The organism is Pseudomonas syringae pv. coryli str. NCPPB 4273, assembly GCF_000972175.1.
GTDB lineage: Bacteria > Pseudomonadota > Gammaproteobacteria > Pseudomonadales > Pseudomonadaceae > Aquipseudomonas > Aquipseudomonas syringae.
In genome coordinates, this window is record NZ_AWQP01000069.1 from 115,197 (window position 1) to 141,989 (window position 26,793).

The following is a 26,793-nucleotide window of genomic DNA, read 5'->3' on the forward strand; positions in this document are numbered from 1 at the left end:
CCCATGGCGCCTTTTTTATTGCCTGAAAAAACTGGAGATCATCACCCATGACCATGCTACGCGGAACCCGCATCGTGACCGGAACAGAAGCCGCAACCCTGCGTGACACAGAAAATCGTTTCCGGAGCTATCTTCATCGAAGCCGGGGCTGAGGAAGCGATAGTGCCGGCCTTATGGGGCCAGGACACCTTTATCGAAAAAGCCGGCGGCAGCGAAATCATCGGCCAGATGTGGGCCTTCGAGGACAAGGCCGGGCGCGCCTGTTGCCTGATACCCGAAGCCACGGCGCTGTTTCAGGAGCGCAGTGAAGCCCTGCTTGAGGGGCGACGCGAAGCCCTGTTTTTCTACGTGGCACGCTGTTATCGCTACGAGCGCCCGCAAGCCGGACGCTACCGCGAATTCACCCAACTGGGGCTGGAAATCCTCAGCCCTTCACCGCAGCAGGCGTTGCTGCGCAACCAGGCCATCTGCACCGGTTTTCTGGATTCGCTGGGCCTGGACTATGAACTCAATACCGCCGTGAAACGGGGCCTGAGCTACTACCTGGAAGGCAACGGCTTCGAGGTGCGATGTTCACGCCTAGGTGCGCAGCAACAAGTGGTCGGCGGCGGCGCCTATCGGGAGGGTGCCGGGTTTGGCATCGGACTGGAGCGGCTGGTATTGGCGCTTGGGTGCGGCCAATAACGCCTATCCTGTAACTGGTCGTAGAAGCGCAACGCGTTACACTGCGCTTCTACCCTGCCCCCGACCCGAGGCCCCCGTATGAAAGTTGGTGTGATTTCCGACACCCACGGACTGCTCCGTCCTGAAGCCATCGCTGCGCTACAGGGCTGCGTACAGATCATCCATGCCGGTGACATCGGCAGCCAGGACATCGTCGAGCAACTGACCGCCATCGCCCCCCTGCACATCGTGCGCGGCAACAACGACATGGATGCAGACTGGGCAACCCCCATCGCCGATCACCTACGCTTCGACATCGACGGCTGGCAAGTCCTGCTGGTCCACGACATCGCCGACGTTCCAGCGCTAGTGGATGACCGCGTGAAACTGGTCGTTACCGGCCACTCGCATAAACCCCTCATCGACTGGCGCGGCGACACGCTGTATCTGAATCCGGGCAGCGCCGGACGGCGGCGTTTCAAACTGCCGGTGACGCTGGCGCTGCTTGAGGTGAGCGCGGATGCGATTGAGCCGAGTCTGGTGCAGTTGGTCGACTGACAACAGGGCTAACGCTGAGTATTTCTTCACGCAAAAACAGGGTTTCGATCACGGCGATTATCGTCCCCACGCTCCGCATGGGAATGCCGTTCGTTACGCTCCGCGTCACCCTGAACGCAAGACTCATTCCTGTATCGAAAGCGCTCCGAATGCCGATGCAACACAGGACCTCTAAAGATCCTGCGACTCATGCAGTGTCCTTTCTATTAATCAGCGTTCCAGTCCATTCACTGGCATCACAGCTGCGCAGGCATACGAAAATCGCGCAACGCACTCATATCAAATGGATTGGGTGCCCGCTGGCTCGACAAAAGATAGTTGGCGCGCATCCCGCCCACCTCGGCCTTGAGCAGCAGAACATCGCGCCCTTTCAGAGGCTCGGTCTGCATCAGATCCAGAAGGCGAAACAGCGACCAGGGACCGGTGTTCTTTTCAATCCCCAGCGGCCTGCCAGCCATCCCTTCCATCACCAGACTCGTACGCCCCTCTTCAGCGTCAGCAGGCCATTTGAACAAGGTCGGTACGATAGGACCATGCCGATACTCCAGTGATTGCTCGCCCAGCCGGAACTCGGCGCGGCGAACACTTGGGTCGAGCGTGTAGGGTTCAAGGGTAAACTGCACCTGCGGTTCTTGCGCGCGATGGGCAAAGAAACTTTTGCGGATTCGATGCACACCTGCCATCTGATCCAGATACGCACGGCTCATGGGCAGGCTGTAGCCGTCAATGCTGCGCAGTTTGTATCGCCCCGGATCGCCACTGACAAATGGCCTCAGGTAGCTATCAAAGAAGCGTTCGGCTATCCCCTGCGAGCCGAAGAACTCACGAAAATCATTAAGCGCCACATCACTGCTGCTGTGTGCATGAAACGGATAGCGCTTGTCGAGAGATTGCTCATAGAAACTGTAAAGCTCGGCCTTGTAGCGCTGGTTGAGGTACCGATGAGACTGATACAGCACGAAGCTCCAGGTGTCCTCCGCAAGCGTATTGAACAACCCGCCCAGAGGCTGCGCCAGACCGGTCGCCGCGTTGCGCAGGTTGCTCAGTGCATCCCGCTGTCCAGACATTCGTCCCTTTGCCATTTCGTAGGCAGCAAGATCGGGCTGACCTGAACGCCCCAAAGCAGCCATTTGCATCTGCAATTCATTGATCGCGCTCAATGCGGCAATCAGTTCGGGAGTCGGACCATTATCGCTGTCCAGTAAACGGTGTAAGGGATCAAAACGGCGCTGCAACGATTTCTTTGCCGTCCCGGGCAGGCTGACAGTCACCGCCTGCTGAACTTTATCGCCAATCGCGGCCACCTGAGTGATTGGCGATGGTCCAGAGACAGCTTTACCAGCTTCAGCCTTCATCGCGTCGAGACTGTCTGCAAGGACCGGAAAAAGCGTGTTGTCACGTACTTCGATCAGTAATTGCAACAACGGTGAATGGGCTGCCGTCAGCCCGGCCATTTGCACCGCAGCAGCACCAGGACCCTCGAAGGGTTGCAGCGAAACCCGTCCGATCGCCTCGGCCCAATAATCGGCATAATCCCGGAAATACAGCTTTTCCAGCTCGACCATCAGCATCCGCAGCTTTTTTGCATCGAACTGCGCGCCCTCACCCAGAACCCAGTTGTCATGCATGAGTTCGGTCACTAAACCCGTGCCACGAGTGACGAAATATTGCTCATAACCATGGCGGGTATAAAGCCCGGGAATTCGGTAATCAGTGCCCGCCAGTAAACCTGCCTGAGAGCCGACGTGGTGGGCCAGACTGTAGTCCGGGAGTGTACTTGCCCTTTCGCGCAACACTCGATAAACGACGCTGGCAAAGGACTCGTTGCGCAGAACCTGTCGAGCCTGTGCCACTAGCGCGTCGTTTACAGGGTAGGCAAAGGACTGAGCAAGCAGACGCTCGAAATGCTGAGTCAGCTGGTTCTGAGCCTGCGCATGACCGACGTAACGAACTGACCAGTCGGTCGCTACCCACGCCTTCAGCGCAGAGGGTTCCCGGTGCTCGTCCTTGACCAGCATCAGGTAGGCACGCAGGCTATCCAGCAACTGCTCGCGATCCCCCAGGCTAGCCATTATGCGCGCCTCAATCATGTGGGCCACGCGTGGCAGCAACTCCCTCTGCAGCTCCGCATGATAGGTGCGCATCAGAACATCGTTGGCAGGCTTGCCCTGATAGAGGCCACTGCGTTCATGCAGACCGACCTCATCGCCATCCGGAAATACGCGGGCCGCCAGATAAAGCGTGTTCAAGCTATCAAGGACCGTCAGCAGATCGTCCTCGGCGCCCAGTGATGATCTTTGGTGCGCCCATTGCTCGCCCATAACACGCAGCCTTTCCAGCCGGTCATGATTGGCACTGAAACCGGTCGCCCACAGCACACCGAACACAGACAAGAGCAACAACGCCGCGCAACACATACCCCGCTGACGCCACTGAATCTTTCGGCGTGCTGTTTTATCGAGAATCGCGAGATCGGCCTCAGGGAAAATCACATGTCGTAACAAATCATGAATGAACCGCGCTTTTCCGCTGTAGCGGGTCAGTGATCCGGTATCGCTTTGCCCATCGGAAGGCTGATCGTTCTGCACGAATTGCGGCGCTCGGGTCAGGTAAAATCCACGAAACTGACTGGCCCGCTGATAGCGATTTCCGGAAAATGCCAGCTCGACAAAGACGCTCAGTCGATACGCGATGCCTCCAAGCTGGTTGGGAAACTCAAGCATTTCGCCACGGCGTCGGCTGTCCCGCTCCTGATGAATGCGAGTGATAACCTGACTGGCAAGGCGTTGCAGCAAGGCATCGAACGCCTTGCCAAGAACATCGATATCACTGCCTTGCTCACCCTGCCGGAACGTAGCGCCCAGGACCTGTTCACTCTCTTCCCGGGAGAGTTGATCGAAAAAGGCGTCGAAGCCTGCAACCGAGTCGGCCTTGGTCATTACCAGGTAAACCGGCACATCGATATGTAACTGATGAAATATGTCGTCCAGGCGAGCCCGTACGTCTTCGGCGATTTTCTCCAGACGCTTGTCGTGCTCGTCAAACAAAGTGTCGACCGGCAGTGTTACCAGCACCCCACTGAGTGGATGCGTACGGTGGCGACCTCGCAGCAACTTCAATAACGTGGTCCATGCGCTGCCGTCGACGTCGGGCACGGGCTGCTCGAGATAGCGCCCGGATGTGTCCAGCAGAACTGCCTGCTCAGTGAAATACCAGCCGCAACTGCTGGTGCTGCGCATATCGTGCGTCAGCTTGCGCCCTCGCCTGTCCAGGGGAAAATCGAGCCCGGAAAAATCCAGCAGACTGGTCTTGCCGCTACCTTGGGGGCCGATCACTGCATACCATGGCAGCTCATTTCGGCCCCTGGTGCCCAATACGCCATACAGGTCCGAATCCTTGATCACGCGCAAGGCATCCTTGAAACGCCCCGCAAGTTCCAGGCGCTCTTTTTCCACCGCGATAGTTTTACGCAGATGTTCCTGGCCTGCCGGGCTTTCCTCCTTCTGCCTTTTCTGCAAGCCGCTGCGCCAGTTGAAAAATACAACCCCGAGGCCCCAAATCAGCAACAACATACTGATAGTCGCCAGGCGCACAACGGGACTCTCCCAGAACCGGTTATCGGCCATCGCCAGCAAGGGCCCGAATATCCAGATACAGGCAGCCAGCGTCAGTACCAATAACAGCGACCAGAACCAGCTGCTGCCCAATAGCGTCATGAGTTTTTTAAACAAGTTTTTCACTGCATCTCTCATTTCAAGACCGCCGCTCGATGACTACCGCATCCGCAGACTGATAAGGCCTGAGTACGGCCTCACGCTGCTCGCCGAGTACCCAGGCAAATCCGCAATACAGCGCGGTCAGGCTTATAGCGGTGAACAACACAATCAGCCACGCAGGGATAATGCGCAGCCGGTCGGCAGCGCCGGAGCGTGCGCCCTGCCAGTGAGGCGAAAGCGTTCGCGAAACGTCGCCTCTTACGTGTTTTATCTGCAGATAGAGGTTATGCCGGATATCTTCCAGCTCGTTGCCATTGCGACGATGGGAGCGGTACTTCCCCTCAAAACCGAGTGCCAGGCACAGGTACATCAACTCGAGCATCGAGAGATGCCTGAAAGCGTTTGCGGAGAGCTTTTCAAGCAGTTGAAAGAATTTTTCGCCGCCGAAGGTTTCCTTGTGAAAGCGGCTTAGCAGACTGATCTTCGACCAGTCACTCTGGCTACCCCAAACCGTGTTCAGCACAGCTTCATCCACTACCGTACACAGCACATAGCGCGCGGCCAGCAGTTCATCGTTCGCTATCGCGTTTCGCCGTGCCCTGGCTTCGAACAGTTTCACCTGATCGGAAAGCTGTACGTTCAGAAGATGGATATCTCCAACGTCATCTGCTGCACCCAGCTTTGCCACCTGAGCCAGCAGTTCGCTGGCTGCAGCAACCAGTGGATTGACGTGGCTACCGACCTTTCTTTCCGATACTCGCCGAGTGCTGTAGAGCAACTGCTCCTGCAGACCTTCGAAAAGATTCGTGTGGTGGGTGTCGGTGAAGTAGCCGCTTTTCGACCCGCTATTATCCCGGTCGAAAGCAGCATGATCTTCGAGACCGCTTTGCACATCCGCCACCCTGTTCAATTTCTGATCGCCCAGAACTGCAGTTCAAGACCGGGAAATTCACCTGATACATGGAAAGCGAATCCTCCCGACTGATCGATCCCGGTCTGCTCCCGGTCATCGACATCGAGAATGAAATAGCTCTTGGCAGCATGAAACGGTATTTGCCGAGGCGCCACAGGCAGAGGCCTGATACGTAAACCCGGCAAATGCAGGCTTACCAGCTCGCGAATACGTTCCACCGAGCCGACTTTAAGATGCGAAGGCAGTCGCAGACGCAGTTCTTCGGCATCGCAATCTGCACGGGCAGCAATAATGAACGAGGCATCCCCCAATAGCTCACGATCCACCCGAGGCGAAACCAGAACTCCATACTGCCGGGGCTGCAACTCCAGTTCCTGAGCCTGCTGCTCGAGAACCATCGACAGCATCTGTCGAATCTCGGACATTACGCTTCTGAATGTGCAGCCCTGGTCACTGTGCTGGTAAGTAACCTCCAATCGAGGACGTCTGCTTTCACCGCCAAATGTCGATAACTCGCCCAACAGCGACAGCAGTGCACGGTAGAGCTCTTCAGGGTGGATGCTTCGAATAGTGAGATAGTGTTGAAAAACCAATGCATTGCGATTGACCAGTTGCAACATCATCAAATCGCTTGCCTCTGCGCCACTGGCCTGACCGCGAACACCGATACGCTCGGCAATCACGTCCCCACGGTGATTCAGCAAACCTGCCACTTCCCTCAGGCACGACATCACAAAGCGGGAACCGCTGGCGCTGATAAAGGCCGGTGAAAATTCGAGGTCCAGCGAAAGCGACTTGTCAGGACTGCAGATCAGAATGTGGCAGACCTTGAGCATGCTGTAGGTGTGCTCTCCCTGGGGCTCCCCCATCAACAATCGGAACTCTGGCCGGGCGCACAGCACTGGCGTGGAACGGTCTTCACCAGCGTTTGAATCGCGGATGTTCGCTGAGTAGCTTGTAAACCGTGCGACCACATCCGGCTGTTCGTGACTGCGAGACTCAATGCAATTGCCCGCCGTGATCGGCAGTGCCAGGTACACCGACACGTTTGAAGTATTGGGAGGAATATCCAGCGCCAAAGGACTCTCATGGCCGCGTATATCGAAGACACTGCCGTCCGGCAGGATGCCCGAGGCCTGGGCAATCACGATCTGCCCTGAACCCAGAAATTGCGGATCAATTTCCAGAGCTGTAAAGCCCCAGTTGTAGGCGCCTGCCAACTGAGTCCGAATCCGCAACTGATCGTCATAGTAACGATCGTGATGCTGAAAGTGCTGCGGGCGAAGCAGCATGCCTTCCTGCCAGATAACCTTGTGCGAATTCATAGCGACTTTCCTGTGCGAGTTGGGCTGTCTGCCAGTTGAAGCCCGGAATCCCCCAATACAAAAACAGCGCTGTTCTGTTGGTTGGGGAGTATTTGAATCACCTGACGCCAGCGGGTCTCGGACACGTTGCGGTAAGCCGCGAGCACCGCGACATAACGACTGCTGTCGTCGAGCTTCAGCTTCAACTCAATACTGTCGCCGGGACGAAGTTCGAACTCTTCACTGGCCACCAGATCATTTCCCAGCGCCTGCCCGGTACGTTTATAAAGCGAGAAAAAATCCATGCTCTCAAACGTCACGGGACGCCGAAGTTCAAGCAGCTTGAAAACAACTGGAGACGGCCTGCCATTCACATCGGGATTCAGTCGATCATTCGCGCTCAATCTGATATCCAGACGTGTTTGCGTTGAGTACGGCGATAGTGCGGAGCAACCTGAGATCAAAACCAAAAGTACTATCAGTACCGTTTGGAAGACTCGGGTAACACAAGAGCTCACCGAGATCATTTCTGGAAATCCTGACGCAGGGCAGCAATCGAAAAGGCATGCGACGCTGACATCTCTTTTTCAGGAGTCGAGTCCTGCCGCAAAGCATTCAGTGGGCTGGAGGGTTCTGGACTGCCCAGCGCGCGGTATTGATCATCACTGAACTTGAAATGACCTTTGCACCCTCCAAGGCAAATCAGCGCAATGAATGTGATAGGCACAGTGCGCCAACAATGAAAGTTCATTGGAACGTCTCCGGACAAGAAATTAACTAAACGTGATTATTGAATGGCTAGGTACGCCGTCCATGAGCAGCGCCGATCTTCAGATGTGCCAGACGGTAAAGCAGCGTGCGCCGCGACACCCCTAACGTGCGTGCTGCAAGGCTCCGGTTACCGCCGCTGTCGCGCAGACTCTCAAGTAGAACGCCACGCTCGAACTGTTCGATGCGCTCACGCAGTGAAAGACCAGCCGGATGGCTTGTCGATTCGGTGGCAATGGGAAAGTGTTCCGGTCTCAGCTCCGCGTCTTCGCATAACAATACGGCACGCTCGACGAACCCCTTCAGCTCTCGAACGTTTCCCGGAAAGGCATAACCCGATAACGCACTCAACGCAGCTTCCGACCACTGCACGGGCTCTCGCCGTGAATTCTGGCAGGCTATGTCCGAGAAATGCCGGGCCAGTATTTCGATGTCTTCCACGCGATGACGTAGCGGAGGAAGCTCTATGGGGAACTGCGCCAAACGGTAATAGAGGTCTTCTCGAAAGCGTCCTTCGGCGACCAATGTCGGTAGATGGCGATGGGTCGCCGCGATGATTCGCACATCCACCTTGCGAACGTCGTTGCCGCCCAGTGGACGAATCTCGCCCTCCTGCAAGACCCGCAGAAGCTTTGCCTGTAATTGCAGCGGCATATCGCCAATTTCGTCGAGTACCAGCGTACCGCCATCAGCTGCGTCGAACAGACCAAGCCGATCACGATCGGCGCCGGTAAACGCGCCTTTGCGATAACCGAAGAGTTCGCTTTCCAGAAGAGCTTCCGGAAAGGCGGCGCAATTCTGTACCACGAGCGCGTTGGAGCGACGAGGCCCGTGTTCGTGAATGGCACGAGACACTATCTCCTTGCCTGTCCCGGTTTCACCGGTCAGCAACACCGTGCAGGTACTGTCGAGAATCTTGCTCAGAAGATGGGTGGTTCGATCCAGGGCAGCGCTACGCCCTATAAGTCCAAAGCGCTCTACCGGTAGGGCGCGCCTGCGCGGATGAAGCCTCGCGCCCCCAGGCCCGGCTGACGAATGCAGAACGGATAATTGAGAAATCACGAACGACCCTAGCGCGCCCAGAGATTCTGCGTAGCCTTCCAACTCTCCAGAATGCCTGCTCACACATACCAGTACCCCGACAGTTGTCCGCTCACGATTGTGCAGCGGAACGCACAGCAGCGATTTCCACTCTTGCGCCTGTACCGGTAGAAAGCGGGTTCCGTAAAGACTGCTGCTGATTTTCGGCACGCTGACAACCCGGTTCTGAAGCAGACAGAACTGCAGTAAAGGCTCGTCCCGGTAGTCTTTAAGTGAAGTCGTTTTCTGGTCAGGCTGAATGACGCTGTCGACGGCCTGCGCAGCAAGGCAGAGGCGTTTGTGGCTCGCGTCGAGCAAAAACAACTGGCTTGCCTGGCAGCTACTGAGCTCGGCAGCATATAGTACAAAATCATGCTGCAACGACTGGCTGTCGGCTGATCGGGAGAGCGCCGAGTATCGCGAAACCAATGTTTGCGCATAGCCTAATGGGTCGTGTAGCGAATGAAAGGACGAGACCACCTTATTCGAACTCACAGACAACACCACCTGAACTGTCCAGTGTTGCGTGAACCCTGACGACCTTGTCACCACGGCTCATGGCGCCAAGTAAATGGTCTGCTATCAAGGGGATCAGACTGGACTCCAGTAACTGATCGATCAGCCGGGCGCCGCTGTCGTCTTGCGTACACTGCTCAAGCAGATGACAAATCAGATCATGCGAATAGCTGAAGGTCAGGCCACGGGATTGAAGTCTCTCGCCAAGACGAGCCAACTTTAACTCGACCAGTTCACGCAGCGCCGACCCCATGATCGGGTAATAAGGCACAACCCGCATTCTAGCCAGCAATGCCGGTTTGAAATGCGCACTCAGTATCGGTTTCAGCCTGGTTTTCAGCTCTGTGACATCAGGTCGTCTGCCCTCGTGGCAGCTTGCATGGATCAGATCGGCACCCAGGTTGGAGGTCATCAGAATGAGAGTGTTGCGGAAATCGATTTCCCGGCCCTCTCCGTCGTTGGCCGTGCCTTTATCGAAAATCTGGTAGAACAGATTCAGTACATCCGGATCAGCCTTCTCCACCTCATCGAGCAGAATGACTGAATACGGTTTGCATCGAACGGCATCCGTCAACATCCCCCCTTCGCCATAACCGACATAGCCCGGAGGGGCGCCGATCAATCGGGAAACGGTATGCTTCTCCTGAAATTCGGACATGTTGATCGTCGTGAGAAAACGTTCGCCGCCGTACAACAGATCAGCCAGAACAATGGCTGTTTCCGTCTTGCCCACTCCGCTGGGTCCGACCAGAAGAAATACCCCTGTTGGGGCACCGGGTGCATTCAAACCCGCAGCCGATGCCCGGACTGCCTTTTCAATGGTCAGCATCGCCTGCTCCTGACCCCGGATGCGCATACGCAGTTCTGAGGAAAAGCTGTTGATTGCCGGGCTGTGTTCCTGAGCCAGACGCGATACAGGAATCCCGGTCCAGCCACCCACTACTTCAGCTATCAGCCTGGGGCATACCTCAAAGCTCACGAGACGGTCGGTCATCTGAATATCGATCAGGGTCTTTCGAACCTGGGCCAACTCGGACGCAAGCGCGCGTATGGCATCACACTCACTCGCCTCAGCCGACTGTGCTGTTCGGTCAGCCAGTTGCTTGCGCAGGTCCAGCAGACGCTCGACGGCTGCCCGCTGATCAGCCCAGGTACACTCCAGTGCTGCAGCCTCGCTCTGCAGCCGTGACAGATCGGCAGCCAGCGTATCCAATGCCTTGTCATCAACCGACAGACCGGCATTGGCATCACGCAGCACTGCCTCGAACTGCCTCTGCTGACGCGCCATCTCGCTTCGTAGATATTCAAGACGCTCCGGCACGGCGACCAGAGCGATTCGTGCTCGAGCGCAAGCTGTATCAAGCAGATCGATTGCCTTGTCCGGCAACTGGCGCCCGGTGAGATAGCGTGCCGAAAGCCGGGCTGCGGCGACTACAGCATCATCGCGCAGATAGACACCATGAGTACGTTCATATAGCGGAGCAAGCCCGCGCAGAATGGTGATGGCCTGCTCTACTGTCGGCTCCAGCACCCGGACCGGTTGAAAGCGACGTGCAAGCGCCGGATCCTTTTCAAAATATTGTCTGTACTCGGCCCACGTCGTCGCTGCAATGGTCCGTAACTCGCCGCGTGCCAATGCCGGCTTCAACAGATTGGCCGCATCCGAACCACCCGCCTGCGCACCGGCGCCGATGAGTGTGTGGGCTTCATCGATGAAAAGAATAACCGGCCTGGATGAGGATTTGACCTCGTCAATCACGCCCTTCAAACGACGCTCGAACTCGCCCTTGATACTGGCACCCGCCTGGAGCAGCCCCATATCCAGAGACAGTAATTCAACGTTTTCCAATAGATCCGGGACTTCCCCGTGAACGATTTTAAGCGCCAGCCCTTCGACAACCGCAGTCTTGCCGACACCCGCCTCGCCCACCACAATGGGGTTGTTCTTGCGTCGACGAGACAGGATATCAATCATCTGACGCAGACAGTCATCACGGCACAGCACAGGATCGAGCAACCCCTCCCTGGCCTGCTGCGTCAGATTATGAGTGAAGCGTTCGAGCAGCGAATCACATTGATTCACTGACGGTTTTGTTACCTCCGGCATCTGTTCGGCAAGGGCATGATCGCGAAAGCGCTCGATATTAATCTTCGCCAATAATGGCTGGTATGGACGGTCGGCATAGCGCAAGGGATTACGCAGCAAGGCAAGAATCAACGCAGACTGATCAATCAGGCTTTGGCCCAGATCCAGATTGGCAATCAACAGCGCGTCCTGAAGCCATTGAACAAGTTCGGCAGAAAATGCCGGGCTCCGGGTAGCACTTTGCTCGACTGGCGGGTGAAGAAACCCTGCAAGTTCGTCAGCCCCAACCTCGGCGTCCAGTAGCGCACGGGAAAGCATCCCGTCAGGTCTTTCCAACAGGGCAAGCAACAGGTCTTCAACCAGAATTTTGCTGCTGCCTCTCGAAACGCAGCGTTCGGCCGTTCCCTCCAGTTCTCCGCGGGTAGGCGCATCGAGGGCATTGACGAGTTGCTGCAAATCTACATCGATCATGAGTCGTCCTTAATGTATCGGTCTGTTGAGCATGACCAGACCCAGGGCATGCTCGCGCCCGAGCCAGGTGGTCCAGCCCAGGTGACAGGTGTTCGATTGGCCAATGCGCAGTTCTCTGATGTCTTCATGGCGCAGCTCAAGACAAACGTCGTAGTCCAAAGGGTCGCGTAAGGTGAATCGGACAAGAGCGCCCAACGGACGGTAGCCAGGGCCGATGGGTAAAAATTCGTGGAACCGCTCCCAATCGAGTTCTTTCATGTGGACGCGGAACTTGCCACTCCGATCAGGGACCCGATTACCCAGCACAACAGTGCGTCCTAACTGATGATTGGTCACTCCAAGGCCATTAAGCTGAGCGCTGCGAATATCGACGGTTCGCTCAACGCACTGCTCGATAAACAGCTGAGCGTGCTTGAAGTAATAACGAAGCACCGACTCGATCAAGGCGGCTGAATGAGCGCGCAGGCTCAAGAGCCCCAGATACGGCAACAACCGTTTCCAGTTCAATTCGGGAGTTTCGCGAATGCGCTGCCCGTGCAGGCCGATCAGTGCAAACAGCTGTTCGGAAAACGGATCTGTCGCGCCACGGGTGAACATGGCGTGATAGCGATACTTGCGCCATACGGGGAGCATTAACATCTGCAATCGACGATTAAAGATATCCAGAAAATCGCGAGTCACATTAGGCTTGTCCCGCTCACCCAAGGCTTGCTCAGCGTAAAAAGCAGGTAATGGAGAGCCGGAACCGACCAGGCTCATCACATTTAGATCAAGTCGTACGTGCAGCTGACCCTGCTCGTAAAAAAGCTCCATGCATTCAATATCACTGCCAGGAAATCCAAGACCCGGATTTGCCCGCAACTCGAGAAAATCATGAACGCGGCGCTCATCCGTGTCGGGATGGATTTCACGCAAAGTATTGAGAATCAGCGGTATCGCCTGATAAACAGAGTACCGCCGTATCTCCTGACTCAGCCTGGCTAAAGCAGCGGTTGCATGCCCATGCGCGGTGCCCATTCGTATCCTCCACCGTGTGTGCTCTTTACATGCAGTTCGTGAAAGGAATTCAGGCTCGCGTAGAGCGCAAAGAATTCGTTTAGGACGGAGGCGAACAAGAACAAATTGCCCTCCCCTGTAAAGCCGTCAGGTTCGACGGTCAACTCCGTCCTGACGCCCCTTACAGGCAGCCCGTCATGCAGGCAGTCGATATGTTGGTGCCTAATGGACTTCAACCCGTCCAGGAGATGCTTGCTGACTTTCTCTGCCTGCGAATCGTAATACCGAGGCAAATCGTACGTTTCTAGAATCACTTTCAGTGCTTCGATATTTTCGAGCGACAAGTAGTTAAGCGACATGTTACTGATCACACGCCAGAGAAAATCCCCGTCCATGGGTGGCGCAAATGTTTTCGTGGCAGGCGTTATATTTCTGAAACGCAAAAAGTCAGGGGTGCCCTCACATGGTTTACATAGGCCTCCTGCCCTGATTTGCCACGGAAGGTCACCGTTAGTGCATGTCATCTCAATGGACATTGTCTCGTCAGTTCGCCCTGCTCGAAGACCGAAGCTTAAAAATGTATCGAGCCCCTTGTGCTGCAGCGAAGTACGATACCTCACGCTGTAGTAAGGCGAGTCACTATCCACATCGACCGCAGCGTCATGTTCAAACGATTCGAAGGGTACGTAATTCTGATAGCCCAGCCCTCCAGGCTGCCAGCCAACCACCTTATCGACCGAGTACACACCACAACCGCCGTGTGCGTAATGCGCAGGAATGAGCAGATATTCGTCCTGCCGGGCATCCGCAAGAATGGGCAAGGCATCCTGTTTGAACAGGTTCACGACCGGCGTGCAGTAAAGCTTGATGTTTTCGAGGGTAGGACGAAGATGTTGCATGTCCTTTCCTCGCACATCAAAAACAAGTTGTAGCCCGCGCGCGCGCTTCAGCAGATCGTCAGGCAATGAGCGAATGACATCGAAACCGAGAACATCGACAAAAAGAAACTTCTCAGGAAAAAAGAAATACTCTTGCAGGTAGCGATAGCCCCGAAAGGTATTTAGTGGGTAGGGAATCAACGACTCCTCTTCAGCGAAGCCTACAGGTTTCACTTGTTCTGTAGGAATGATCAGTTCGATCGCTTTGCCTGAAGAGTTCAGTAGCGGTTCGCCCATCGCATCAAGAGGCAATAATGTGATGCCCTTGAGCTTCTGCATCATCGCGAAGTAAATAGCTTGGCTGACGCGACGCTCACCCGCCAGGTGCAAGCGCAACTGACTGAACTTTACCTCGCCTAAATGGCTGTCTCCATTCATCGCCAGACACAGCTTCAACGTTGTCCCGCTCCCGCTTGACGAACAATAGAGGTGAGTCAGTTTCAACGGCAATACCTGAGTGGCAAAGCAGGTACGGAAATGGCACACCTGATCATTGACTGGCTCGCTTTCTACAGGTGTTGCTCGCTCCACCACGAAACCCGGGCCGGAGCCGTCCAGAGCGTCAAACTGAAGCATGCTCACCGAGGGCAGAGGTCGAAGGTAGTTGGGCCATAACAACTGCATGAGGGAGTGGGTCAGCTCAGGTAAATCTTCATCCAGCTTTTGACGCAAACGGCCCGTCAGGAAAGCAAACCCCTCAAGTAAACGTTCTACGTCCGGGTCCTTGCCCGCCTGCCCTAAAAAAGGAGCCAGCGCCGGATTACGCTCGGAGAAGCGACGCCCAGACTCTCGGAGAGCCGTCAGTTCTTCTTGATAATAGAGGTTAAATGACACCGTTTTTTTCTACCTGGCCGGTCGTAAATCGATAATGAAAAATCTGGGTGTAAAACTGTAGATAATCGGCGCACCGCTTCGCGAGGCGAAAAACTTACTCAAACAATACTTATTTTGCCGTCGCCACCGAGCAGTGCAGAAAATCGAATGGACTTCTTTACACCTGCAATGTCCAGAGCCGCACCAATCGAGAATGTTCGCCTCAGCAGACAACCTTCGTATTCTTCCACCGTCACGTGAACATCGAACAATCGTGGTTCATATGTTCGAATCATCTTTTCGATGATCATGCGAGAGTGCCTCAGCGTATCGTCAAGGCTCAGCCCCATATTGTTCAAGTCAGGGAGACCATAATCAGGCAGCATCTTTACGCTACCGGCGCGCGTACCCAGCATCTTGGTCAGATGAGCCGATATCAACATCATTAACTGCTCTTCCTTGTCAAAAGACTGCTGTTGCAGTACGTCACCTGCCAAGCGCTGAAAGAGGCTACCTTTTGGATTCATCATCAATCGATGATCTACTCTTTATCCATTTTGCCGACCAGCGACAGCGTAAAGTCAGCGCCCATGTATTTAAAATGAGGACGAACATTTAGACTGACCCGGTACCAGCCGGGATCACCCTCAACATCACTGACAATGACCTGTGCCGTGCGCAGCGGCCGTCTGCCACGCACTTCTGAACTCGGATTCTCCTGATCCGCAACGTACTGACGTATCCATTTGTTAAGCTGACTCTCCAGGTCCGCTCGCTCTTTCCAGGAACCTATCTGCTCTCTCTGCAGCACCTTGAGGTAATGTGCGAGGCGATTGACGATCATCATGTAGGGCAGTTGAGTGCCTAGCTTGTAATTAAGCTCGGCTATTTTCCCCTCTGGATTGTTGCCAAAAAACTTGGGCTTCTGTACTGAGCTGGCAGAAAAGAACGCTGCATTGTCGCTGCCCTTGCGCATGGTCAATGCGATAAAGCCCTCTTCCGCCAGCTCGTATTCACGACGGTCAGACACCAGTACCTCAGTCGGAATCTTGGTCTCGATTTCACCCATACTGTGGAAGTGGTGTAAAGGCAGGTCTTCAACAGCACCACCGCTCAAAGGACCAATGATGTTGGGGCACCACCGAAATCTGGCGAAGCTGTCTGTCAGCTTGGTAGCAAATGCATAGGCCGTATTGCCCCACAAATAGTGCTCGTGGTCGTTCGAGACGTTTTCCTCATAGGCAAACGTCTTCACCGGATTTTCCTTCGGCCCGTAGGGGCTGCGTAAAAGAAAACGCGGTACTGTCAGTGCGAAATAACGCGCGTCTTCCCGCTGCCGAAAGCTTTGCCATTTAGCGAACTGCGGCCCTTCGAAGTGATCTTTCAGATCCTTTAGATCGGGCAGACCGGTGAACTGCTCAAGCCCGAAGAAATTGGGGCCTGCGGCCGCAACAAAAGGTGCATGCGCCATGCAGGCAACGCTTGAAACGTACTGCATGGTCTTCACATCGGGAGCGCTCGGCGAGAAGAAATAATTAGCAATGATCGCGCCCACGGGATTACCGCCAAACTGACCATATTCAGCGGTATACACATGTTTGTAGAGTCCCGATTGAACCACTTCAGGCGAGTCTTCAAAATCGTCCAGAAGATCTTGCTTGGAAACACTTAACAACTCGATTTTTATATTTTCGCGAAAATCGGTTCTATCAATCAGTAACTGTAGCCCGCGCCATGATGCTTCCAACGCCTGAAATTCTGCATGATGGATGATCTCGTCCATCTGGCGACTCAGCTTGACGTCAATCTCGGTAATCATCCGATCAACCAGCGCTTTTTTGACCGGCTCGTTGTTATTACGCGGTTTCAGCAGTTCTTCAATAAATGCAGCCACCCCTCGTTTGGCAATACCATAGGCGTCGTCACAAGGCTCTAATCGGGTATGTGCAATAATCTGATCGAGAATTCCATGGTGAAGTTCACCTGCATCGCGCTGCGGTATGGCTTTTGTGTTCATATGTTAATTCCTGACAATGGGTCCGATGTTACTGTTGCGCCGCGACATCCAGGCCAAGCTCGTCCAGCACGTTCTTACGCGATGTTTCATCCGTAATGACCTGCTCGATGGCCTTACGAAAAGAAGGCATGTTCCCCAACGGCCCCTTGAGCGCCATGAGGGCGTTGCGCAGCTCCATCAACTTTTTAAGCTCAGGAATCTGTTCGACGAGACTGGCAGGGTTGAAGTCTTTCATCGAAGAGACCTTGATGCTGACAGTGAGATCGTCAGCCCCGCTTTCAGCCTGCAAGCGGTCAGGTACATTCAGTACCAGCTCAAGCTCCTGTTTCGCCAACACATCATCGAAATTGTTCTTGTCGATACTGATTGATTTACGGTCCTCAAGCTTTCGCTCGTCCGCGCGCTGTATGAAATCGCCAAGAACCAGTAACTTAAGTGGCAGCTCTATTTCTTCCTGCGCGCCACCAACAGCAGGCTTGAACGTCACGTTGATCCGCTCTTTGGGCGCTACAGAGCCTTCTCTGGCCATTCCATTTCCCCTCAATTTATTAAACTTTATGTTAGCCATCAATAAATCTTTCAAGGTCGTGATGACACAACCTCTGGTACATCACTTCTTTGCGCGCTGCTGCCTTATCGTTCAGCGCCATTCGCTCGTAACAGCTATATAACAAGCGCGATACATCGAGGAAGATCATGGGTTCCCATGCAGGGAGGCTTGCTGATTGGAGCTCCTGATCAAGATACTCTAGTTGAACCTTCGCCAACTCGTATTTGTGTGCATCGATACAGAGACGTGCGATGCATAGTTTGCAGAAAAATCGCTCTCGCCCGCCTTCCACACCGTTCAAGTGATCATTCACTAATTGCACAGCGGCTTTAAGCCCTTTTGTCTGCAAAACCGGCAGTGCATCGTGGTACAACGAATTTCGTTCTGAGGCGTCATGCTGACTTTCGCTGCCATACGCAGTTCCGACATGGACCTCGGCAGGCAGGATATAAGTGGCGATCCACTGTAATGTCTCCGCGTCTGCAAACGGCACACCGTCGTGAAAGCGAAGTTCAACAAGGTCTGGAATGCGCTTTAAAAGTAAAGCAAACTGAGCTTCCACTTCGCGCATTGCCGCTTCGCCCCCCAGGGCTTTCAGACAGCTCCAGACCATTCGCTGACCATCAAACCAAAAAGGCGACCCTGCAAGACTTGCTTCAATATCTACTATAAGGTCTGCGTAAAGACCCTGTTCGAATCGCTCTTGGTAATTGTTCAACTTGTCAGCGGGCAACCTCCTTAACGGCGTTATTTTTTCACTGTTTCTTTCAGGAAGACTGTCCACTGCATACCAGGTCTGCGAGCGACTCAGGCGGAAAGCTCGCGGATCTGTAGTTTTCTGCTTAAGCCACCATCTGCAAAGGCTACGTACCGAGTTCTCTTGCACACTTAACGTCCGCTGGGCGTCTTTCTCGTTGTCGATATGAGAGTCACTTGAAAACAACTGGACCGCAGCCTGCTTGACACGCTCCACCGCCTTGACAGGCTCTTTCTCAACTTGCTCAGCGCGCTGAATCATACGGGCGAGCCGTCTTCGCAACGGCAGCAGCAACGGGGCATCACTTCCCAGATACAGATTAAATATTTCGTCCAGGCCATCAAGCTGTCTGAGCAGTTGCTGGAATTCAGGAAGCTGGTGAGTAATGGAAATATCCTCTCCCAGCGCCTTGTCGAGTTTCAGCAAGAGCCATTGCATGGCCGCTGAACGTGTTCGTAATTTTTTGGGATGAAAAAGCAGCCAATGCTCTTTGCACACATAATGAATCAATCCCAGCCCCGCAGATAATCCGTTAACTGACTCGCATTCATATAGAGCCCACGCCAGCCAGCTGGCGACGCGCAGGTCTTTGGACTGATTTGAAAGGATATGTTCGCAGCCCTCTCTGATCCGCAGCCAGTCTACATTCACTTCCCCGAGAATGGCCTGTGCACCGCCCAACTCACGCTCCAAGGCTTCAAACGCCGTAGAAAAACGGATGTCTTCGCCTGCATAATCACCCGTTGCGACAGGCTGCCGGGCCAGATCCAGATATCGAATAGAGAGCTTGTCTTTACTGGCCACTGCTCATATTCCCACACATCGTGCATTTCATTGTTAACGATTTTTCCAACCACTCATAAAGCCAGACAGACCTTATCGCCATGAAAACCAGCAAGCAAGGTGACACCTGAAAGATATTAAACTTTCGGAAAATTCTTACAAACAAACGAAGAGAATACGTAGGAACGCATATAATTTATGTACCAAAATATTTAACAACCTAACTATCTATTGACTAAACACGCTATCACATGCTCATCAGAACACACATATATATTTGGTTTAAAACTCACCCAGAAAGCGCCATTAAACGGCCAGCAACCTTGCCAATAGCACGTACAAAATCCATGACCTTCCGCACAAAAAGACCAGATATAAAAATATGGATATAGTTGGATAGAGCCCTGGAAAGCTGCGCAAAAAAATGTAAATAGTGCGCAGAAACTTGCGCAAGTTACTCGAAAAAACTCACAACGAGCGGCACCCTCATAGCCAAATCAGCTGACAATACTGACTTAAGAGATACCTGGCACGTAACTTGTTATAGCGATACTTCGATCTCCAAGCCAATTCGCTTGTGAGGCGCCACCGACTGTAAGGAAGAACGTTAATGCCTACACCCGCCTATATGACTGTCATAGATGCCAATCAGAAAAAACTGACAGCAGGAGCTTTCACAGCAGACTCTGTCGGCAACGTCTATCAGGAAGGCCATGCAGATGAAGCAATAATCCAGGCATTCAGCCATAACATCATTACACCCTGTGATACGCAGTCAGGACAGCCTACTGGCCAACGCATTCATGGCCCTGCGTGTGTCACGAAAATTTTCGACAAGACCTCGCCATTGCTTCTGGAGGCTCTTTGCTCAGGCTCAACGCTAAGCACAGTCGAAATCAAGTGGTACCGGACGTCTATCGATGGCAAGCAGGAACACTATTACACCACCACCCTGGAGGATGCGGTCATCGTCAACATCAAGTCCTACATGCACAACTGCCAGGATCCGCAGAACTCGCACTTTGGACACCTGGAGGACGTTCAATTCAGCTATCGCAAAATAACCTGGGACCACGTAAAGGCCACTACTACCGGGTCTGATGACTGGAGAAGTCCGAAGTCGGAATAACTCCGCTGCCCCGGCGGTTCGACAGGATCGGCGGGGTTTTTATAAACCGGCTAGACACGGTGGTCCCTATGATGCTGAACCCCACTGATCGACCTTACTTGAGCATGAGCGTCGACGGCTCTGAGCATGATTTTCAAATCCTTTCTTTTACCGGCCATGAAGCTATCAATCAGCCCTTCTGTTTCAAGCTTGAGCTGGTCAGCGAGCGCACGTCGATGGATCTCGAAAGCCTGCTGAATTGCCCCGCATTTCTGCAGTACACATCCAGGGGTAACGGCATTCATGGAGTGATCGATCAGGTTTCCCAAGGCGATTCCGGCAGGCGTCTTACGCACTACTCCGTCACCTTGCGACCGAATCTGGCAAGGCTCAGGCATCGTACCAATCAGCGTATTTTCCAGAATCGAACAGTAAAGGAGATTATTGAGCAGGTACTGAAAGAACATCACCTGATAGGCGACGCCTACAGCTTTCAGCTCGGTGCGACCTACCCCGAGCGCGATTACTGCGTGCAGTACGACGAGTCAGACCTGCATTTCATCCAGCGCCTGTGTGAAGAAGAAGGCATTCACTTCCACTTCAAACACAGCCACACAGCACATCAACTGGTGTTTGGTGATGACCAGACCGTATTTCCTAAACTAAATCCGGTTATCTATAAGCCGGACAGTGGCCTGGTACCGGGTAAGTCGGTCATCAAGCGCTTCAGGTTGCGCCTGGAAACACGTACAAACAGCGTTACTCATCGCGATTATCACTTTGAAAAACCACTTCTGAAAATGGAAGGTTCGGCATATGACGACGCCCGGCCAGAGCTGGAGCACTACGAGTACCCGGGCGGCTTCATTCATCGGGATCGAGGAGCGCATCTGGCGAGCCGCGCACTTGAGCGCCATCGCCAGGATTACCGACTGGGCGATGGCCAAAGTGATCAACCCACCTTGGTCAGCGGTCATTTTCTACCTTTGCGCGAGCACCCCAACGAGGAATGGAACGACCTGTGGCTGTTGACCGAAGTTCGTCATGAGGGCCGCCAGCCGCAGGGGCTTGAGGAGTCCGCCCATGCATTACAGAACAAGGGGGACTTTCATCAAGGCTATCGCAATACCTTTCTCGCTACACCGTGGCAAGCCTCGTATCGCCCTCCCCGGCATCATCCCAAGCCAAGAATATTCGGCAGCCAGACCGCTGTGGTCACCGGCCCGAAAGATCAGGAAATACACTGCGACCGGCACGGTCGGGTCAAAGTGCAGTTTCATTGGGACCGCGAGGGGCAGGCCAATGATCGCAGCAGCTGCTGGGTAAGGGTTTCGTCCGGTTGGGCCGGTAATCACTACGGCAGCATGGTCATCCCGCGAGTGGGTATGGAAGTACTGGTTACGTTCCTTGACGGCGACCCTGACCGTCCATTGGTCAGCGGCTGCCTGTACCACGCAGAGCACGTCCCGCCCTACGACCTGCCTGCACATCAGACGCGCAGTGTATTCAAGAGCCTGAGCAGCCCCGGTGGCAATGGTTCCAACGAACTGCGCATCGAAGACCGGGCCGGTCAGGAGCATATCTACATTCATGCCCAGCGCGACTGGGAGCAGAACATCGAGCATGAGCAGAAAATCCGGGTCGGTCATCATCGGCATGAGCGGATCGAAGGCAACAGCTACAGCGAGTTCAAGATCGAGGAACATCGGACTGTCGATGGCGACCGGCTGACCGAGGTAAAAGCGAGCGATCACGTCACCGTGGGCGGAACCCGGCACATTAGAGTGGGTGATGGATTACTGGCCCACGCTGGACAGGAAATCCATCTCAAAGCCGGTAACAAACTGATCATTGAGGCGGGGCTTGAAATCACGCTAAAAGCAGCCGGCTCCTTTATCAAGATCGATGCCAGTGGCGTGACCGTGAACGGGTCTCAGATAAAGCTCAATTCGGGGGGCAGCCCCGGAAACGGCTCTGGAGCAACCCCGCTACTTCCAGGTAATGCAGAGCGACCAGAAGCTGGCGAATCAGGTGACATGCTGATCTCCGCACAGCGACAGGCAATGATACGCAGCCCACTTTGTAGCCAATGCTCGCAAGCAACCGAAGAAACGAAAAAATGAATCAAGCCAATTATCTGTTGATTGACGGAGTGCTGAGACCTGACGCCTTAAAGCAGCTATACCAGCGCGACGAGCCTATCGAGATCGCTCCGCTTTATCTCGGCACACGGTGGGCAGAGATCATGGATTTAGGCCCGGTACTTGTGCGCACGGCTCATCCCTCCGAACTCATTGCGCAGTGGCACCGACATCCTGAACAACGTATCGACGCCTGCATTTTTTTCAGCGATGCGTCCTTGAAAATCGTCTCTGAACATTTGCAGCGTTTCCTGAGCCCCCTTGATTATCTCGGTCATTCAAGTCTGCTGCGCTTCGCAGATCCGCTGGTGATGCACTATTGGCTATCGAGCTATGACCCTGAACATTTGAACTCGACGCTAGGCCCCATCGATCAACTCTGGGTTCAGTCACCCCTGCGCAGCTGGCAACAAAACCTCGATCCAGCGATCACGACATTTGTTAACGAGCGTGCGCAAAAAGTCTCTCGAGCGCATTTTCCTCTGGTGAGCGAACGTCAGTTGCAAGCCTTCGAAAGCTGCCATCGATGGCTATTCGAAGGGCGCCTATACGAATGGATCAAAAAGCAGGATCCGCTGGCCTTTCTGGGCCAGAGCGACGATCAAATCGAAATCTGGCTGACGCATGTCGTGGACAGCGCAATTGAGTGGGGGCTGGTCAGTGAGTACGCACTGGCGACCTGGGCCGACATCTGCCACGACTGGGGCCTGGGCTTTGTAAGCTCGCCAAAGGGCCACTACCAATCCTGGTGCGTTCAGTACCCCGAGCATCAGCATTTACCCCCGGAACTGCGCATAAACGCACTCGATGAATACCGTCAGAAAGTTCGTACCGACAGAGATGCCATGCATGACCGATAAATCCGGCACACTAACGCAACGACGTGCTGCAACGTTCGCCAAGATACCCGCCACGGCTACCAGTCTGTGCCCCTTCCGAAAACCTGAAGTCGCCATCGTACCCGTGCGCTATGCGCTGGACCGCTCCCGCTACGATGCCGCGTCCGAGAAGCTGAAACCGCTACTCAAGGGCAGCCGCTGGGCGGTGATGCCGAAGCTGAAAACACGCAGCTATACCCTTCGCCAGCTGTATGACGGCTACGTGTATGTCTACGACGAAACTGCCGAAACGTTGCATGAATACGCGGTGTCAGCCGCCACTGGCAACCTGAGCCGTATTGTCTGGACCGATGCGCAGCTTGGCAGCGACCAGCGCAGTGGCGGCAGCGATGCCAAGCCTTTTCTGCTCTATCCGCGAAACAACCTGCTGCGCATCGCCTTTTCAGCGCAGCAGTGGACCTAACGAACATGCGAACACCTGCGTTCGAACCCGGCAAGCCGCGATTCATGGATGAAAGCGCTGGATCTGAAACGCTACTGCATGACCATGGCCGAGCCGGATACCTTGCCACTGAACCGCATCGCCGAAGCGGTGGCGGACATCGACAAGGAGCATGTGGTTGGTGATGACCGCTTTGCAGACTCGGCGGTTCCTACATCCGAATCCTCCAGTGAAGAAACCCAGCCGCTGTTTTCGCCAATCGGCGCTGACGTTTTCTGGCAGGGCAGCGTTGAAGATCAGGACAGTTCCCTGCTCATCGCCCTTGATGACCCGCTGGCCATTTTTAACGATCTGGGCATGCAACTGGCCGCCGATCAGGCCGCTTACCGCAACTGGCAAGCCGAGCACGAACACAAGATCCAGATCGCCCAGACCGTCACCACGCTATGTGGCGCTGAAAGCGAGCCGGAGAAACTGCCAGCATCGGTGCGCAACAATGCCGCGCTCACTCACCAGTATCTGGGCGAGCTCGAAGCTTACTTCGAGCAGTGCATCCTTGAGGAAGCGCAGATCAGCAGCAGTAACGTTCCCGGCGATTTTCTGCTGATGCCGGACATGTTCAAGAGCCTGGACATGCGCAAATCGATTGAAATACGTTACGGCAGCGCGCCCTCCGACGAGGCCCTGCAAGTCTGGAAAGATCGCCACAAATGGCGGCGCGAGGTCGATCTGAGTGGTGCGCGTGCGTACCTTCAGCAGCACCTGCCAACCGGCGACACACTGCTGCAACAGGTGCGTGACACGCAAAGCGACTTTCGGCAATGGTCGGCCCATCTGGGCACCGAACCGCTCAAGCTGTTTGTCGACACCACACACCCTGAAAGCCTGCTTTATCTGCAAACGCTCATGCTTAACCTGCAGATCATCTACGCTCAGGACAACGCCGCCAGCGCCTGGCTCGCCGAGCAGGAAGCCAACGACAGCAGCCTGTTTGGCACGCTGCGCTACGGCTTCTCACCGGCGCTCAAGCACGCCCTACACCAGGAGGCCAACGCGCTGCTGAACGGCCTTGGCGACATCACCAACCTGGCCACCCGCATCGGCGAACTCAACGGCACGCTCAATCACCAGGGCTTTGCCGACAAGCCATGGATGAAGGCGCTGAAACAACCCGTTCAGGACACCTTCAAAGCCCTGAGCCAACTGGCCAGCAGCGCAGGCAAGGCAACGTTCGAAAGCATCCTGCTGGCCTGGGTGCCCATCGACAGCCGCCTGGCGGTGGGCAAGCAGCAGAACATCGTTGCACTGATACGCACGCTGTTGATCGGTCAGATTTTGCTCGACTCAAAGGCGCGTATTGCGATCGATCACACCATGCTAGCGAAGCTGAAAAACTGGATCAGTGAGTGGCAGGTGCTTAACAAACAGATCAGCGACACCCGCCGCAGCTGGCTCTACCCAACCGCTTACAACCCCCGCAAAAGCATCGCCAGCCACCTGCGCGCGCTCGAGCAAAAACTTCGCCTGCACGAACTGAGCATGCCCGCCCTGCTCGACTATCAGAACAACCAATACACCAAGCAATTGCAGGACGAGATTCGCCTGCACTTCCAGTCCGGCAAAGCCATCGCCAAAGACTGGCTGAGCACCGCCAGGCGCTGGCTCGATGGACTGGGAAGGATTGCCGGCTCGATCACCTGGGGCGTGATCATGCTCAACTTCATCAACACCGCTTTCACCTATCGCGACCTTACTCGGGACGGAGACTTCAGTGCCAAGGACATCGGCAAGGTGACGTATGGGTTGGGGTATAGCTTTAACTTGTTGATGGCGGTGTTTGTTGAAGCGCCGTGGGCAATTATCAGGGATGCGACGCCGGTGCTGATTGACGGCAAGAATGTGGGGATTCTGGATCGTTCTGCGGGTTATTGGAGGGCAAAGGGAAATGCGGCGTGGAGTGATGCGATACGTGGGTTCAGGGTTTCGATGGTGGCGATGGGGGCGTTTGGGGTAGCGGCGTCTACGTTGGAGTTGATAGACATCTACGATGACCTGACTAAAACAAAAACAACTGAAGAGGCAACTGTCACACGTATAAAATTTGGTTCAGTAGGCCTTATGGCGATAGGCAGCACATTCCAGCTCGCTGCAGGAATTCTTCCAACCAGTTCTTATACATTGGTTGCAATGAACCCGTGGTTTAGCGTAGCAATTCTGCTAACAGGTGTGATTTATCTATTGACTAATATGGCGTTGAATTATTTCAAGCAAGATAGCGTTGGATGGTGGCTGCGAAAATGCAGCTGGTCCAAATCAATCAACTACCATTATTCAACAGATGCAGATGGTCAACTTGAAGAAAAGCTTGCTCTGCTCACGATACAGCTGAGCCCTCAGGTTCATGTTAAAAGCACCACACGCGACGAAGACCATTATTTTGGTAGAGATACCCCCTATAGCGCTCCGGTACAATACGGTGCTGGTGTGCAAATTCTTCTGCCAAGCGCAGTGCGCGGACAATCAGTACATTTCAATATCATCAGTAGTAAACGTCCACTGGGCGTGCTGCCTGTAGCAAAAATTGATGACCCGATACTCGACCCCTTTCTCGATAGAGGACAGTTCAAGAAGGTTGATCAATTTAAAAAGCTTGTCAATCAGCCCGCTCGCAAAGCCCAAGAAGATTTCACATTTCCGCTTATGCCCCCTGAAAGTGAAGATGTTGTTTGGGAAACCTGGGTGCCGCTTGAGAAAGACGCAACGTATCTGGAACTACAAATATGGTATCCCGACAGTCTGATAAGACCTGGTCAACAGGACGTAGGCTACCTGTTTCAACTGAAACTTGATAGTCAGGGAGATACAGCAGTCGACGGGCTGGCACATGTCGAACTGGAAATAAAAGCGTCTAGTCGAATCAGCACCTTGACACTTGAAATAGCGGAATAACATCATGACTGATAAAACGAAAGCCCCTATCTTGCAAAAAACAAAAAACAATATCGCTGATGATTCAGGTAATGCTAAAACAATCAGTCCGAGCCTAGCGAGCAACGATATTTTTAACTGGTCCATAAAAACCATGGCAAGATCCCCCAATGAAATATTTTGGACCCAGCTAGGTACGATATTTATATGCGCGCTGCCCATGAGCTTCTGCATATGGCTTGGCAGGGATGTCTATCTAGAGAAGCCCTCTGAGGCACTTTTTCTGGTGTACACATTTGCGGGCGCCGCCATCTACATCATAGCGTTAGGCGTCCGCCAAAAAACCATCTACAACTACACCATCAAAACCGACAGAGCCCACCTCGAGTACTACCTCCACTACCCC

Annotated in this window: 17 protein-coding genes and 2 pseudogenes; 7 read left to right on the plus strand and 12 right to left on the minus strand. The window is 54.2% G+C overall.

Annotation, left to right across the window (positions count from 1 at the left end; all coding sequences use genetic code 11):
* Nucleotides 1-102 precede the first annotated feature (102 nt).
* Together P406_RS24185 and P406_RS24190 are read left to right on the plus strand one after the other, a co-directional pair.
* Nucleotides 103-684, plus strand: coding sequence for an ATP phosphoribosyltransferase regulatory subunit (locus P406_RS24185; RefSeq protein ID WP_046237584.1), 582 nt, complete (start codon nucleotides 103-105; stop codon nucleotides 682-684).
* A gap of 78 nt (nucleotides 685-762) precedes the next feature.
* Nucleotides 763-1,221 carry a metallophosphoesterase family protein gene (locus P406_RS24190; RefSeq protein WP_046237585.1) on the plus strand — a complete coding sequence of 153 codons (459 nt, stop codon included), beginning with the start codon at nucleotides 763-765 and terminating at the stop codon, nucleotides 1,219-1,221.
* Nucleotides 1,222-1,457: 236 nt separating this feature from the next.
* Here P406_RS24190 and tssM read toward each other — a convergent pair whose 3' ends face one another.
* The 12 genes from tssM to tssA all read right to left on the minus strand — a co-directional run bounded on the left by tssM (nucleotide 1,458) and on the right by tssA (nucleotide 18,950).
* Nucleotides 1,458-4,961 (minus strand): type VI secretion system membrane subunit TssM, encoded by a 3,504-nt coding sequence (gene tssM / locus P406_RS24195; protein WP_046237586.1) that lies wholly within the window; start codon nucleotides 4,959-4,961, stop codon nucleotides 1,458-1,460.
* Nucleotides 4,962-4,974: 13 nt separating this feature from the next.
* Nucleotides 4,975-5,862, minus strand: a complete 888-nt coding sequence (icmH, locus tag P406_RS24200) for a type IVB secretion system protein IcmH/DotU (protein WP_046237587.1) — start codon at nucleotides 5,860-5,862, stop codon at nucleotides 4,975-4,977.
* Nucleotides 5,844-7,175, minus strand: coding sequence for a type VI secretion system baseplate subunit TssK (tssK, locus tag P406_RS24205; RefSeq protein WP_046237588.1), 1,332 nt, complete (start codon nucleotides 7,173-7,175; stop codon nucleotides 5,844-5,846). The genes icmH and tssK overlap by 19 nt, the downstream gene beginning before the upstream one ends.
* Nucleotides 7,172-7,681, minus strand: coding sequence for a type VI secretion system lipoprotein TssJ (gene tssJ / locus P406_RS24210; protein ID WP_046237589.1), 510 nt, complete (start codon nucleotides 7,679-7,681; stop codon nucleotides 7,172-7,174). Before tssJ ends, tssK begins: the two co-directional genes overlap by 4 nt.
* Nucleotides 7,682-7,952: 271 nt before the next feature.
* Nucleotides 7,953-9,497, minus strand: coding sequence for a sigma 54-interacting transcriptional regulator (locus P406_RS24220; RefSeq protein WP_167338292.1), 1,545 nt, complete (start codon nucleotides 9,495-9,497; stop codon nucleotides 7,953-7,955).
* Nucleotides 9,484-12,075: a type VI secretion system ATPase TssH gene (gene tssH, locus P406_RS24225; RefSeq protein WP_046237591.1), complete on the minus strand. Its 2,592-nt coding sequence runs from the start codon at nucleotides 12,073-12,075 to the stop codon at nucleotides 9,484-9,486. Before tssH ends, P406_RS24220 begins: the two co-directional genes overlap by 14 nt.
* 9 nt (nucleotides 12,076-12,084) lie before the next feature.
* A complete protein-coding gene (tssG, locus tag P406_RS24230; RefSeq protein WP_046237592.1) occupies nucleotides 12,085-13,092 on the minus strand; it encodes a type VI secretion system baseplate subunit TssG in 1,008 nt (335 codons plus the stop codon).
* Entirely contained in the window at nucleotides 13,056-14,843 is a 1,788-nt protein-coding gene (tssF, locus tag P406_RS24235) for a type VI secretion system baseplate subunit TssF (protein WP_046237593.1), read from the minus strand. The genes tssG and tssF overlap by 37 nt, the downstream gene beginning before the upstream one ends.
* Nucleotides 14,844-14,941: 98 nt before the next feature.
* Nucleotides 14,942-15,352 (minus strand): type VI secretion system baseplate subunit TssE, encoded by a 411-nt coding sequence (gene tssE / locus P406_RS24240; protein WP_004417961.1) that lies wholly within the window; start codon nucleotides 15,350-15,352, stop codon nucleotides 14,942-14,944.
* An 11-nt stretch (nucleotides 15,353-15,363) separates the two neighbouring features.
* On the minus strand, nucleotides 15,364-16,839 hold the full coding sequence (tssC, locus tag P406_RS24245) for a type VI secretion system contractile sheath large subunit (RefSeq protein WP_003416260.1): 1,476 nt from the start codon (nucleotides 16,837-16,839) through the stop codon (nucleotides 15,364-15,366).
* Nucleotides 16,840-16,867: 28 nt separating this feature from the next.
* Entirely contained in the window at nucleotides 16,868-17,368 is a 501-nt protein-coding gene (gene tssB / locus P406_RS24250) for a type VI secretion system contractile sheath small subunit (protein WP_003405674.1), read from the minus strand.
* A 31-nt stretch (nucleotides 17,369-17,399) separates the two neighbouring features.
* A complete protein-coding gene (tssA, locus tag P406_RS24255) occupies nucleotides 17,400-18,950 on the minus strand; it encodes a type VI secretion system protein TssA (protein WP_046237594.1) in 1,551 nt (516 codons plus the stop codon).
* A gap of 589 nt (nucleotides 18,951-19,539) precedes the next feature.
* Between tssA and P406_RS24260 the strand changes: the two genes are divergently transcribed.
* From P406_RS24260 to P406_RS24280, 5 genes and pseudogenes are all read left to right on the plus strand, one after another.
* The gene (locus P406_RS24260) at nucleotides 19,540-20,058 is read left to right on the plus strand and encodes an Hcp family type VI secretion system effector (RefSeq protein WP_046237595.1); all 519 of its coding nucleotides are present in this window, start codon (nucleotides 19,540-19,542) and stop codon (nucleotides 20,056-20,058) included.
* A gap of 68 nt (nucleotides 20,059-20,126) precedes the next feature.
* Entirely contained in the window at nucleotides 20,127-22,160 is a 2,034-nt protein-coding gene (locus P406_RS24265) for a type VI secretion system Vgr family protein (protein WP_046237596.1), read from the plus strand.
* Entirely contained in the window at nucleotides 22,157-23,038 is an 882-nt protein-coding gene (locus tag P406_RS24270; protein WP_046237597.1) for a DUF4123 domain-containing protein, read from the plus strand. The genes P406_RS24265 and P406_RS24270 overlap by 4 nt, the downstream gene beginning before the upstream one ends.
* Nucleotides 23,028-26,408 (plus strand): annotated as a pseudogene (locus P406_RS24275) (toxin VasX). Before P406_RS24270 ends, P406_RS24275 begins: the two are co-directional and overlap by 11 nt.
* A 4-nt stretch (nucleotides 26,409-26,412) precedes the next feature.
* A pseudogene (locus P406_RS24280) lies at nucleotides 26,413-26,793 on the plus strand (permease); the annotation flags it as partial.

Coding starts and splice junctions, on each gene's coding strand:
- P406_RS24190 (WP_046237585.1), top strand. CDS start 763: ATGAAAGTTGGTGTGATTTCCGACACCCACGGACTGCTCCGTCCTGAA.
- tssK (WP_046237588.1), bottom strand. CDS start 7,175: ATGAATTCGCACAAGGTTATCTGGCAGGAAGGCATGCTGCTTCGCCCG.
- tssJ (WP_046237589.1), bottom strand. CDS start 7,681: ATGATCTCGGTGAGCTCTTGTGTTACCCGAGTCTTCCAAACGGTACTG.
- tssH (WP_046237591.1), bottom strand. CDS start 12,075: ATGATCGATGTAGATTTGCAGCAACTCGTCAATGCCCTCGATGCGCCT.
- tssG (WP_046237592.1), bottom strand. CDS start 13,092: ATGGGCACCGCGCATGGGCATGCAACCGCTGCTTTAGCCAGGCTGAGT.
- tssE (WP_004417961.1), bottom strand. CDS start 15,352: ATGATGAATCCAAAAGGTAGCCTCTTTCAGCGCTTGGCAGGTGACGTA.
- tssC (WP_003416260.1), bottom strand. CDS start 16,839: ATGAACACAAAAGCCATACCGCAGCGCGATGCAGGTGAACTTCACCAT.
- tssB (WP_003405674.1), bottom strand. CDS start 17,368: ATGGCCAGAGAAGGCTCTGTAGCGCCCAAAGAGCGGATCAACGTGACG.
- P406_RS24260 (WP_046237595.1), top strand. CDS start 19,540: ATGCCTACACCCGCCTATATGACTGTCATAGATGCCAATCAGAAAAAA.
- P406_RS24265 (WP_046237596.1), top strand. CDS start 20,127: ATGATGCTGAACCCCACTGATCGACCTTACTTGAGCATGAGCGTCGAC.
- P406_RS24270 (WP_046237597.1), top strand. CDS start 22,157: ATGAATCAAGCCAATTATCTGTTGATTGACGGAGTGCTGAGACCTGAC.